12 protein-coding genes, 1 tRNA gene and 2 rRNA genes are annotated in these 12,204 nt (G+C 56.6%); 12 read left to right on the top strand and 3 right to left on the bottom strand.

Going from position 1 to position 12,204, the window contains the following annotated elements; translation table 11 throughout:
• Positions 1-17 precede the first annotated feature (17 nt).
• The 12 genes from accB to CBW22_RS04005 all read left to right on the top strand — a co-directional run bounded on the left by accB (position 18) and on the right by CBW22_RS04005 (position 11,702).
• On the top strand, positions 18-485 hold the full coding sequence (accB, locus tag CBW22_RS04060; protein ID WP_058759883.1) for an acetyl-CoA carboxylase biotin carboxyl carrier protein: 468 nt from the start codon (positions 18-20) through the stop codon (positions 483-485).
• An 11-nt stretch (positions 486-496) separates the two neighbouring features.
• Complete coding sequence (gene accC, locus CBW22_RS04055) at positions 497-1,846, top strand: acetyl-CoA carboxylase biotin carboxylase subunit (protein ID WP_088516096.1); 1,350 nt, start codon at positions 497-499, stop codon at positions 1,844-1,846.
• Between the two features lie 71 nt (positions 1,847-1,917).
• Entirely contained in the window at positions 1,918-2,160 is a 243-nt protein-coding gene (locus CBW22_RS04050) for a YhdT family protein (RefSeq protein ID WP_021508159.1), read from the top strand.
• Positions 2,150-3,595, top strand: coding sequence for a sodium/pantothenate symporter (gene panF, locus CBW22_RS04045; protein ID WP_088516095.1), 1,446 nt, complete (start codon positions 2,150-2,152; stop codon positions 3,593-3,595). The genes CBW22_RS04050 and panF overlap by 11 nt, the downstream gene beginning before the upstream one ends.
• Positions 3,596-3,607: 12 nt before the next feature.
• Entirely contained in the window at positions 3,608-4,489 is an 882-nt protein-coding gene (gene prmA / locus CBW22_RS04040; RefSeq protein WP_021508161.1) for a 50S ribosomal protein L11 methyltransferase, read from the top strand.
• Between the two features lie 195 nt (positions 4,490-4,684).
• Positions 4,685-5,413 carry a carbonic anhydrase gene (locus CBW22_RS04035; protein ID WP_031279827.1) on the top strand — a complete coding sequence of 243 codons (729 nt, stop codon included), beginning with the start codon at positions 4,685-4,687 and terminating at the stop codon, positions 5,411-5,413.
• 308 nt (positions 5,414-5,721) lie between these two features.
• Positions 5,722-6,687, top strand: coding sequence for a tRNA dihydrouridine synthase DusB (gene dusB, locus CBW22_RS04030; RefSeq protein WP_040679767.1), 966 nt, complete (start codon positions 5,722-5,724; stop codon positions 6,685-6,687).
• Between the two features lie 24 nt (positions 6,688-6,711).
• Complete coding sequence (gene fis, locus CBW22_RS04025) at positions 6,712-7,008, top strand: DNA-binding transcriptional regulator Fis (protein WP_003855228.1); 297 nt, start codon at positions 6,712-6,714, stop codon at positions 7,006-7,008.
• A gap of 537 nt (positions 7,009-7,545) precedes the next feature.
• Complete coding sequence (locus tag CBW22_RS04020; protein WP_058759887.1) at positions 7,546-8,571, top strand: amino acid ABC transporter substrate-binding protein; 1,026 nt, start codon at positions 7,546-7,548, stop codon at positions 8,569-8,571.
• Between the two features lie 66 nt (positions 8,572-8,637).
• Positions 8,638-9,816 carry an amino acid ABC transporter permease gene (locus tag CBW22_RS04015; protein WP_088516094.1) on the top strand — a complete coding sequence of 393 codons (1,179 nt, stop codon included), beginning with the start codon at positions 8,638-8,640 and terminating at the stop codon, positions 9,814-9,816.
• Positions 9,817-9,831: 15 nt separating this feature from the next.
• Positions 9,832-10,932: an amino acid ABC transporter permease gene (locus CBW22_RS04010; protein WP_088516093.1), complete on the top strand. Its 1,101-nt coding sequence runs from the start codon at positions 9,832-9,834 to the stop codon at positions 10,930-10,932.
• 8 nt (positions 10,933-10,940) lie between these two features.
• Entirely contained in the window at positions 10,941-11,702 is a 762-nt protein-coding gene (locus CBW22_RS04005) for an amino acid ABC transporter ATP-binding protein (RefSeq protein ID WP_088516092.1), read from the top strand.
• Between the two features lie 151 nt (positions 11,703-11,853).
• On the opposite strand, the gene rrf (CBW22_RS04000) is transcribed toward CBW22_RS04005, so the two are convergent.
• From rrf (CBW22_RS04000) to rrf (CBW22_RS03990), 3 genes are all read right to left on the bottom strand, one after another.
• A 5S ribosomal RNA gene (rrf, locus tag CBW22_RS04000) occupies positions 11,854-11,969 on the bottom strand.
• Positions 11,970-12,001: 32 nt separating this feature from the next.
• Positions 12,002-12,077: transfer RNA gene (locus tag CBW22_RS03995), tRNA-Thr, on the bottom strand.
• A gap of 14 nt (positions 12,078-12,091) precedes the next feature.
• Positions 12,092-12,204, bottom strand: a 5S ribosomal RNA gene (gene rrf, locus CBW22_RS03990); the annotation flags it as partial.

The raw sequence follows: 12,204 nt of genomic DNA, 5'->3' as shown, positions 1-12,204 counted from the left end.
AGTACGGAACCACACTCATGGATATTCGTAAAATTAAGAAACTGATCGAACTGGTTGAAGAGTCCGGCATCGCTGAGCTGGAAATCTCTGAAGGCGAAGAGTCGGTTCGCATCAGCCGTTCACCTGCCAATGTCGGTTACCCTATGATGCAGCAGGCTTATGCTGTTCCGGCTCCACAGCCTGCGCTGGCTGCTGCGGTTGCACCTGCTGCTGCGCCTGTCGCTGCAGAAGCGGCTAAACCTGAAGTCAGCGGCCACATCGTGCGTTCGCCGATGGTCGGTACCTTCTATCGCACCCCAAGCCCGGACGCCAAAGCGTTTGTGGAAGTGGGTCAGAAAGTGAACGCTGGCGACACCCTGTGCATCGTTGAAGCGATGAAAATGATGAACCAGATCGAAGCCGATAAATCCGGCGTTGTGAAGGCGATCCTGGTGGAAAGCGGCCAGCCGGTAGAATTCGACGAGCCGCTGGTCGTCATCGAATAACGAGGCGAAGCATGCTGGATAAAATTGTCATTGCTAACCGTGGTGAGATTGCGCTGCGCATTCTGCGTGCCTGTAAAGAACTGGGCATCAAGACTGTGGCGGTACACTCCACGGCAGACCGCGATCTGAAGCACGTGCTGCTGGCGGACGAAACCGTCTGCATCGGCCCGGCGCAGTCGGTCAAAAGTTATCTTAATATCCCGGCGCTGATCTCCGCCGCCGAAATCACCGGCGCGGTTGCGATCCACCCGGGCTACGGCTTCCTTTCTGAGAACGCCGATTTCGCCGAGCAGGTTGAGCGCTCTGGCTTTATCTTCATCGGTCCGAAAGCCGACACCATTCGCCTGATGGGCGACAAAGTGTCAGCGATCAACGCGATGAAAAAAGCCGGCGTACCGACCGTACCAGGCTCTGACGGTTCGCTGACCGACGACATGGAGAAAAACCGTGCCATCGCTAAGCGCATCGGCTATCCGGTCATCATCAAAGCCTCTGGCGGCGGCGGCGGTCGCGGTATGCGCGTTGTGCGCAGCGACAAGGATCTTGAGCAGTCCATCAACATGACGAAAGCGGAAGCCAAAGCGGCTTTCAACAACGACATGGTGTACATGGAGAAATTCCTCGAGAATCCACGCCACATCGAGATTCAGGTTCTGGCCGACGGTCAGGGCAACGCCATCTATCTGGCCGAACGTGACTGCTCCATGCAGCGCCGCCACCAGAAAGTGGTCGAAGAAGCACCAGCACCCGGCATCACGCCGGAACTGCGTCGCTACATCGGCGAGCGCTGCTCTAACGCCTGCGTGGAGATCGGCTATCGCGGGGCCGGTACGTTCGAGTTCCTGTATGAAAACGGTGAGTTCTACTTCATCGAGATGAACACCCGTATTCAGGTGGAACATCCGGTCACCGAGATGATCACCGGCGTCGACCTGATCAAAGAGCAGCTGCGTATTGCTGCCGGTCAGCCGCTGTCAATCAAACAGGAAGATGTGGTGGTGCGCGGTCATGCGGTCGAGTGCCGTATCAACGCCGAAGACCCGAACACCTTCCTGCCGAGCCCGGGCAAGATCACCCGTTTCCACGCGCCAGGCGGTTTTGGCGTGCGCTGGGAATCGCACATCTATGCCGGCTACAGCGTGCCGCCGTACTACGACTCAATGATTGGTAAGCTGATCACCTACGGCGAAAACCGTGACGTGGCTATCGCGCGCATGAAAAATGCGCTGGCGGAACTGATCATCGATGGCATCAAGACTAACGTCGAGCTGCAGATGCGCATCATGACCGACGAAAACTTCCAGCAGGGTGGTACTAACATCCACTATCTGGAGAAAAAACTCGGCCTGCACGAGAAGTAAGCGCAGCGCAGAGCAATGCAGAGGCCGGTTAAACCGGCCTTTTTCATTTTTGTTGCCTTTGAGGTTGCATGATGGATGGGCGTTTTTTGCAAGCTAACAAAGAGGCGCGCTGGTCGCTGTACCTGACGCTGGCGTACCTCGCCGTCTGGGGCGTGTCCGCATGGCTCGGCGGCACACAAAGCGGTTTCACCGGTTTACCGCGCTGGTTTGAGTTCTCCTGCGTGTTCGCGCCCGTGCTGTTCATTGGCCTGTGCTGGCTGATGGTGCGCGTGGTGTTCCGCGATATGTCTCTGGAGGACCACGATGGAAACTGAAATCATTCTGCCACTGCTGGCCTATCTGGTGCTGATTGCCGGGCTGTCGGTGTTTGCCATGCGCAAACAGCGCCACGGCAACTTCCTGAGTGAGTATTTCCTCGGCAGTCGCTCGATGGGCGGTTTTGTGCTGGCGATGACCATCACCACCACTTACATCAGCGCCAGCTCATTTATTGGCGGGCCAGGCGCGGCGTATAAATACGGGCTGGGCTGGGTACTGCTGGCGATGATCCAGGTGCCGGCGGTCTGGCTGTCGCTCGGCGTGCTGGGCAAAAAATTCGCGATTCTGGCACGACGCTACAACGCGGTGACGCTCAATGACATGCTGTATGGCCGCTACCGCAGCCCGCTGCTTATCTGGCTGGCCAGTATCAGCCTGCTGGTGGCGTTTATTGGTGCCATGACGGTACAGTTCATCGGCGGCGCGCGCCTGCTGGAGACGGCAGCCGGTATTCCTTATGACACCGGGCTGCTGATTTTTGGCGGCACCATCGCGCTGTATACCGCGTTCGGCGGCTTTCGCGCCAGCGTGCTTAACGATGCCATGCAAGGGCTGGTGATGCTGATTGGCACCTTCCTGCTGCTGTTTGCCGTCATCCACCAGGCGGGCGGTCTGGCAACGGCGGTCACCAAACTGCGTAGCATCGATCCGCAGCTGGTGTCACCGGAAGGCGTCGGCAACGTCATCAATCCAACCTTCCTCAGTTCGTTTGCCGTACTGGTGTGCTTTGGCGTGATTGGGCTGCCGCATACCGCCGTGCGCTGCATCTCCTACAAAGACAGCAAAGCGATGCATCGCGGTATCATCCTCGGCACCATCGTGGTGGTGATACTGATGCTCGGTATGCATCTGGCCGGCGCACTCGGTCGCGCGGTACTGCCGGATCTGGCGATTCCGGATCGCGTGATCCCGACACTGATGATCACCGTGCTGCCACCGATGGCGGCTGGCGTGTTCCTCGCGGCGCCAATGGCGGCGATCATGTCGACGATTAACGCGCAGCTGCTGCAATCGTCCGCTACGCTGATCAAAGATCTTTATCTGCGTATCGCGCCGCAGCACAGCGAGAACGAGGCGCGTCTGCGGCTGCTCTCCGGCACCATCACCTTTGTGCTCGGCCTGCTGCTGCTGCTGGCGGCCTGGAATCCGCCAGATATGATTATCTGGCTCAACCTGCTGGCGTTCGGTGGCCTTGAAGCGGTCTTTCTGTGGCCGCTGGTGCTGGGACTGTACTGGGAGCGCGCCAATGCGGCGGGCGCCATCAGTGGCATGGTGGTGGGAGCCGGATGCTATACGCTGCTTGCCAGCCTGAAAATCGAACTGTGGGGCTTTCACCCTATCGTGCCATCGTTGACATTAAGCCTGCTGGCCTTCCTGGTGGGTAATCTGTTCGGCAGCGCGCCTGACACTCGCGATGCTGCCCTGGAATAAAAGAGAAACGCTATGCCATGGATTCAAATCAAAATTAACAGCACCGGCGAGCACGCCGAAACCCTCAGCGACGCGCTGATGGATGCCGGTGCGGTGTCAGTCACCTTTCAGGACACGCACGACAACCCGGTGTATGAGCCGCTGCCCGGTGAAACCCGCCTGTGGGGCGATACCGATGTGACTGGCCTGTTCGACGCGGAAACCGCCATGGACGACGTAGTGGCTGAACTGAGCCAGCATCCGCTGCTGGGATCGGGTTTCCGCCATAAGATCGAACAGATCGAGGATAAAGACTGGGAGCGCGAATGGATGGATAACTTCCATCCGATGCGCTTCGGTGAACGCCTGTGGATCTGCCCCAGCTGGCGCGACGTGCCGGATCCGGATGCAGTCAACGTGATGCTTGATCCCGGTCTGGCCTTTGGTACCGGCACCCATCCCACCACGTCGCTGTGCCTGAGCTGGCTGGATGGTCTCGATCTGCAGGGCAAAACGGTGATCGATTTTGGCTGTGGCTCCGGCATTCTGGCTATCGCCGCGCTGAAACTCGGTGCAGCTCAGGCGATCGGCATTGATATCGATCCGCAGGCGATCCAGGCCAGCCGCGATAACGCGGAGCGCAACGGCGTGGCCGACCGCCTGTCGCTGTATCTGCCGCACCAGCAGCCGGAAAACCTGCAGGCGGATGTGGTGGTCGCCAATATCCTCGCCGGTCCGCTGCGCGAACTGGCGCCGCTGATTGGCGTGCTGCCGAAAGCCGGCGGCCATCTCGGTCTGTCCGGCGTGCTGGCCAGCCAGGCGGAAAGCGTGTGTGAAGCCTATGCGGAGCGCTTTGCGCTGGACGCCGTGGCGGAAAAAGAAGAGTGGTGTCGCATCACTGGCGTGCGCCGCTAACCGACGCATGGGCCAGCAACTGCTGGCCCGATTTCGCCCGCCTGAGACCTGTCTCAAATCCCCGCCAGCCCCGTTTTCCTGCCGTTTCTTTACATTGAAATCAGTAGACTGCTGCACCAGGCGATAGCGCTATCCCTGTTAACCGTGCCGTGCGCGGCACATAACATTGATATATCGCTTAGTGAATAAATGATGATGAAAAGCAAACACACACTGATCGCTCTGCTGCTGGCAGCAGCGCCTTTTGCTCACGTTCAGGCTGCCGCCTGGGATTATGCTCAGCCACAGCAGTGGGGCGACCTGTCCCCTGATTTTCACGTCTGCAAGCAGGGCGTGAATCAGTCGCCGATTGATATTCGCCAGGCGCTGCATGCCAGTCTGCCGGCGCTGACGCTGGAACTGCAGGCGCGCCAGGCCGCCATTGTTAACAACGGCCATACCGTGCAGATCAACCTGCAGCAGGGTGATACGCTGACGCTGGACGGCGAGACCTTCACACTGAAGCAGTTCCACTTCCATACCCCGAGCGAAAACCTGATCGACGGCAAACGCTATCCGCTTGAGGGCCACTTTGTATTCAGTGACGAGCAGCAGCAGCTGGCGGTGATCGGGGTGATGTTCGAAGCCGGTGCGGCAAATCCGGTACTGACGACGCTGCTGGATACGCTGCCGGCGCAGGTCAATCAGCCAGCTACGCTGCAGCAGGATGTCGATATTACGCCACTGCTGCCCGCCGATCGCCGTTACTACCGCTTCAGCGGTTCACTCACCACGCCACCGTGCAGTGAAGGCGTGCGCTGGCTGGTGATGAAGCAACCGGTAACGGCTTCCGCACAGCAGCTGCAGGCCTTCAGCGCGGTGCTGGGTGAACACGGTAACAGCCGCCCGGTGCAGCCGCTCAATGGCCGGCTGGTGGTTGAGTAACGAAATACTCACCAAACGTAAATAAAGCGTTCACTTTTCAATCAAATCACCGCCATTTCTCTTGCCGATTCGCGGAAGTGGCGGTTTTTATGTTGTGATTCAGCGCATATTTTTGGAAAAACTTTTGCTCACAATTTCAGCGTATTTTTGTAATGCACTGAATTTAAACAAGTAATGATGAATACCCCGCTGCTAAGCCCCATTTCCCTGATCTTAAACGGCGAATTGTTCAAAGTTTGGCCTTTCATCTTCCGGAAAAAATGCGTAATATACGCCGCCTTGCGAACAGTTAGGGTCACTTCTTTTTCATGCGCATTGGACATCACCAGCTACGTAATCGACTCATCGCTGCGCCTATGGCCGGAGTATCCGACAAGCCATTTCGCACCCTGTGTTATGACAACGGCGCCGGTATGACTGTCTCCGAGATGCTGTCATCGAACCCGGAAGTCTGGGCCAGTGACAAATCGCGTTTGCGTATGGTGCATAGTGACGAGCCCGGTATTCGCGCCGTGCAAATTGCAGGTTGCGATCCCGATGAGATGGCCGCCGCCGCGCGCATTAATGTTGCGTCCGGTGCACAGGTTATCGACATCAACATGGGCTGCCCGGCTAAAAAAGTGAATCGTAAGATGGCAGGTTCAGCGCTGCTGCAGCATCCGCAACTGGTGGAATCAATCCTCCGTGCGGTGGTGAACGCAGTCGATGTACCGGTTACGCTGAAGATTCGCACCGGCTGGGACAAAGAAAATCGTAATTGTGTAGAGATTGCCCAATTGGCTGAACGCTGTGGTATTCAGGCCCTGACCATTCATGGCCGCACGCGCGCCTGTTTGTTTGAAGGGCAAGCTGAATACGACAGCATTCGGACAGTTAAGCAGAGCGTCGCTATTCCGATTATCGCGAATGGTGACATTACTGACCCGCACAAAGCCAGGGCAGTGCTCGACTACACCGGAGCCGATGCTCTGATGGTGGGACGCGCTGCTCAGGGAAGACCGTGGATCTTCCGGGAAATCCAGCATTATCTGGACACAGGGGAGCTGCTGGCACCGAAGCCGCTGGCTGAAGTGAAGCATATGCTGATTGGACACATACGGGAGCTGCACGACTTTTACGGTCAGCGCAAGGGATACCGTATTGCCCGAAAACACGTTTCCTGGTATTTGCAGGAAAGTGCCCCTGACGACCAGTTTCGGCGCACATTCAACGCCATAGAGGATGCCAGCGAACAGCTGGAGGCGTTGGAGGCATACTTCGAAAATCTTGCGTAAACGAAATAAAGAGCTGAAAGAACTATGTTCGAACAACGCGTAAATTCTGACGTACTGACCGTTTCTACCGTTAACTCACAGGATCAGGTGACGCAAAAGCCTCTGCGTGATTCGGTTAAACAGGCACTGAAGAACTATTTTGCTCAACTGAACGGTCAGGATGTAAGTGACCTGTATGAGCTGGTACTGGCTGAAGTCGAGCAGCCTCTGTTGGACATGGTGATGCAGTATACCCGTGGCAACCAGACCCGCGCTGCCCTGATGATGGGCATCAACCGCGGTACGCTGCGTAAGAAGCTGAAAAAATACGGCATGAACTAAGCGTTCTGGTTCCTTGCTGCGATAACGCCAGCCTTTGGGCTGGCGTTTTTGTTGCTGCTGTTTGTGCGTTAACACCGCGTGAAACGATTATCGTCAAAATGGTAACGATAGTTGCAATCGCCGGCGTGATAGCTCATCTCTCTCAGGGCCGCTGCCCTGCCCTGTTTTTGCGCAGAAAAGATCCTTCTGATCGCCCCTCAGCCCGCTTTGTTTGTGATCCTGAACCGCTTCAGCGGTAATTCCACTTTGCCGTACACCTGTTCATGAGCGTTAGCTCACACTGCTTCCATATAGTGAAACTTTTTGCACTATTTGTGATCGTGGCGACTCGTCATGCTGCCTTTTGGTGCGCGATAGTAGCGACAACTTTCCGGATACGTCCGTTTATTAAAAGATCTTTCCAGTGAATTCAGGATTCTGCAAACCTGGCATCAGCTTTGCAGTGTCGTGGATGGCTAAACGCCACAGAAAGAAATAAGCGCACAGTAAAGTGCGCGCAAACATAACAACACACGATCTCGCCACACAGGATGCTTTATGAAAAAGATGATGCTTTCCACCCTGATTGCTGCCGCCTCGCTGTTCGCCGTGACCCAGCAGGCGCACGCAGGCACCACGCTGGACGCCATTAAGAAGAAAGGGTTTATACAGTGCGGTATCAGCGATGGTCTGCCCGGGTTCTCCTACGCTGACGCCAGCGGCAAATTCACCGGTATCGATGTTGACGTGTGTCGCGCTGCTGCTGCTGCGGTCTTCGGCGATGCCAGCAAAGTAAAATACACCCCGCTGACCGCCAAAGAGCGCTTCACTGCGCTGCAGTCAGGCGAGGTGGATATCCTGTCGCGTAACACCACCTGGACCTCATCACGTGATGGCGGCATGGGCTTCCTGTTCGCCGGCGTAAACTATTATGACGGCATCGGCTTCCTGACCCACAAGAAAGCCGGTCTGAAAAGCGCCAAAGAGCTGGATGGTGCCACCGTGTGTATCCAGGCCGGTACCGATACCGAGCTGAACGTGGCCGACTACTTTAAAGCCAACAAAATGCAGTACACGCCGGTCACCTTCGACCGCTCTGATGAGTCCGCTAAAGCGCTGGATAGCGGCCGCTGCGATACCCTCTCTTCTGACCAGTCACAGCTGTATGCGCTGCGCATCAAGCTGGGCAAGCCGGATGACTTTATCGTACTGCCAGAAGTGATTTCAAAAGAGCCGCTGGGCCCGGTCGTGCGTCGCGGTGATGATGACTGGTTCACCATCGTGAAATGGTCGCTGTTCGCCATGCTGAATGCGGAAGAGATGGGCATCAGCTCGAAGAACGTTGATGAGATGGCGGCGAAGCCAACCACGCCAGATATGGCACACCTGCTGGGCGCAGAGGGTGATTTCGGTAAAGACCTGAAGCTCGACAACAAGTGGGCGTACAACATCATCAAGCAGGTTGGTAACTATCAGGAAGTGTTCGATCGTAACGTTGGTAAAGACAGCGCGCTGAAAATTGCACGCGGCCAGAATGCGCTCTGGAACCAGGGCGGCATCCAGTACGCTCCCCCAGTGCGTTAATTGTCTCCTGCCAGTCGGGCACCGCATCCTGCGGTGCCCACGCGTATTCTTCACTGAGGTTTTAACATGTCGCAACGCCCAACCGTGAAAAGGGATTTTTCGTTCGGTAATCCTACGGTTCGCGCCTGGCTTTACCAGATTGTCGCGATTGTGGCGGTGTTTGCTGTGGTGGGTTATCTGATCCACAACACGGTGATCAACCTTGCCAATCGCGGTATCACCTCCGGCTTTGGCTTTCTTGAGCGCAACGCCGGTTTCGGCATCGTCCAGCATCTGATCGATTACAGCGAAGGCGATACCTACGCGCGCGTGTTTATGGTCGGGTTAACCAACACCCTGCTGGTCTCCGCGCTCTGTATTGTCTTCGCCTCCATCCTCGGCTTCGCCATCGGTCTGGCGCGCCTGTCGGATAACTGGCTGCTGCGCAAGCTGTCGACCATTTATATCGAGACGTTCCGTAATATCCCGCCGCTGCTGCAAATCTTCTTCTGGTATTTTGCCGTGCTGCGCAATCTCCCGGGCCCGCGTCAGGCGCTGAACGCGTTCGATCTGGCTTTTGTCAGCAACCGCGGTCTGTATATACCGTGGCCAGAGTATGCACCCGGCACCTGGCCATTCCTGATCGCGCTGGCGATTGCCATCGCCGCCAGCGCCGCGCTGTTCCGCTTCAACCGCAAGCATCAGCTGAAAACCGGTCAGCTGCGCCGCACCTGGCCCGCTGCGGCCGGTTTAATTGTGCTGCTGCCGCTGATCGCCCATACGCTGTTTGGTGCCGCCACGCACTGGGATGTGCCCGAGCTGCGCGGTTTCAACTTCCGCGGTGGCTTTGCCATGATTCCGGAACTGGCAGCGCTGACGCTGGCACTGTCGATCTACACCTCTTCCTTTATTGCTGAGGTGATTCGCGCCGGGATTCAGTCAGTACCGCATGGTCAGAGCGAAGCGGCACGTTCGCTCGGGCTGCCCAACCCGGTTACGCTGCGTCAGGTGATCATTCCGCAGGCGATGCGCGTGATTATCCCGCCGCTCACCAGCCAGTACCTTAACATCGTAAAAAACTCCTCGCTGGCCGCCGCGATCGGCTATCCGGATATGGTGTCGCTGTTTGCCGGCACCGTACTGAATCAGACCGGCCAGGCAATTGAAACCATTGCCATCACCATGGCGGTTTATCTGATTATCAGTCTGCTCATTTCGCTGCTGATGAACATCTATAACCGCAAAATTGCGCTGGTTGAGCGTTAAGAGAACGGAACCATTATGTCTGTGACCACACACGAAACGCCGCCGGTGTCGGGCAATCCACTGGGTAAAGCCTGGCTCTGGGCACGTAAAAACCTGTTCTCCAGCTGGCTGAATACGCTGCTCACGTTACTCAGCCTGTGGATTATCTGGAGCGTTATCCCGCCGGCGCTGAACTGGTTGATCTTCCAGGCTAACTGGATTGGCGAAACCCGTGCGGACTGTACGAAAGCGGGCGCCTGCTGGGTCTTTATCCACGCGCGCTTTGGCCAGTTCATGTACGGGCTCTATCCGCATGAGCTGCGCTGGCGCATCAATCTGGCGCTGGTGATTGGCCTGCTGTCGATTGTGCCGATGTTTATCAAATCCATGCCGCGCCGCAGCCGCTATATCGCCTGCTGGGCGGTGATCTATCCGGTCGTCGTCTGGCTGCTGCTGTATGGCGGCTATTTCGGGCTGGACCGCGTGGAAACGCGCCAGTGGGGCGGCCTGACGCTGACGCTGATTATCGCATCTGTCGGCATTGCCGGGGCGTTGCCGCTCGGCATTCTGCTGGCGCTGGGCCGTCGCTCTAAAATGCCGGTGGTGCGCACCCTGTCGGTGATTTTCATTGAGTTCTGGCGTGGCGTACCGCTGATTACTGTGCTGTTCATGTCTTCAGTGATGCTGCCGCTGTTTATGGCGGAAGGTACCACGATAGACAAACTGGTGCGTGCGCTGGTTGGCGTGATCCTGTTCCAGTCGGCGTATGTCGCCGAAGTGGTACGTGGCGGGCTGCAGGCCCTGCCTAAAGGCCAGTACGAAGCGGCAGAGTCGCTGGCGCTCGGCTACTGGAAAACCCAGGCGCTGGTGATTTTACCGCAGGCGCTCAAGCTGACCATTCCCGGTCTGGTGAACACCATCATCGCGCTGTTTAAAGATACCAGCCTGGTGATCATCATCGGTCTGTTCGATCTGTTCAGTAGCGTGCAGCAGGCAACCGTCGACCCTACATGGCTGGGTATGTCGACCGAAGGCTATGTCTTCGCTGCACTGGTTTACTGGATTTTCTGTTTTAGCATGTCGCGCTATAGCCAGTATCTGGAGAAGCGCTTCCACACCGGGCGTAAATCGCACTGAGGTTTTACATGACACAAACAATGACAACGGTGGCTAACGCCATGATGATTACGCTCGAAAACGTGAACAAATGGTACGGGCAATTCCACGTGCTGAAAGATATCAACCTGCAGGTGAAACCGCGCGAGCGTATCGTGCTGTGTGGTCCTTCGGGTTCCGGTAAATCCACCACCATTCGCTGCATCAACCATCTGGAAGAGCATCAGCAGGGACGGATTGTCGTAGACGGCATTCACCTGAATGATGACGTACGCAATATTGAACGCGTGCGCACTGAAGTCGGCATGGTATTTCAGCACTTTAATCTTTTCCCGCATCTGACCGTTCTGCAGAACTGCACGCTGGCACCGATGTGGGTACGCAAGATGCCAAAGAAAGAGGCCGAAGAGCTGGCGATGCACTATCTGCAGCGCGTGCGCATTGCTGAACATGCCCATAAGTTTCCCGGGCAGCTCTCTGGTGGACAGCAGCAGCGCGTGGCCATCGCCCGTTCGCTGTGTATGAAGCCGAAGATTATGTTATTCGATGAGCCCACCTCCGCGCTCGATCCTGAGATGGTTAAAGAGGTGCTGGATACCATGATCGGTCTGGCAGAAGACGGGATGACGATGCTGTGTGTGACGCATGAGATGGGCTTTGCGCGTACGGTTGCCGATCGGGTGATCTTCATGGATCGCGATGAAATCGTGGAGATGGCACCGCCGGAAGAGTTCTTTGCGAATCCGAAATCCGAGCGGACCCGGGCGTTTCTGTCGCAGGTTATCCACTAAGCGAACACAATTCGCCGCATCATTCAGCCCTTGCCAGCATGGCAGGGGCTTTTTTATGCCTGTGGATTTTATTGAGCGTTTTTATTGAGATAAAGGTCACCGCGGAAAACAAAAAAGCCCTGAACAAATGTTCAGGGCTTTCGTGTTTGATGCCTGGCAGTTCCCTACTCTCGCATGGGGAGACCCCACACTACCATCGGCGCTACGGCGTTTCACTTCTGAGTTCGGCATGGGGTCAGGTGGGACCACCGCGCTGTTGCCGCCAGGCAAATTCTTTTAAACCGAACTCATGCCATAACTGGTGCTGATACCCAGAGTCGAACTGGGGACCTCACCCTTACCAAGGGTGCGCTCTACCAACTGAGCCATATCAGCACACTAAATTTGATGCCTGGCAGTTCCCTACTCTCGCATGGGGAGGCCCCACACTACCATCGGCGCTACGGCGTTTCACTTCTGAGTTCGGCATGGGGTCAGGTGGGACCACCGCGCTGTTGCCGCC

Source organism: Pantoea sp. VS1, assembly GCF_002207995.1.
Classification (GTDB): Bacteria; Pseudomonadota; Gammaproteobacteria; order Enterobacterales; family Enterobacteriaceae; genus Pantoea; species Pantoea dispersa.
This window is presented reverse-complemented; position numbering and strand designations above follow the sequence as displayed.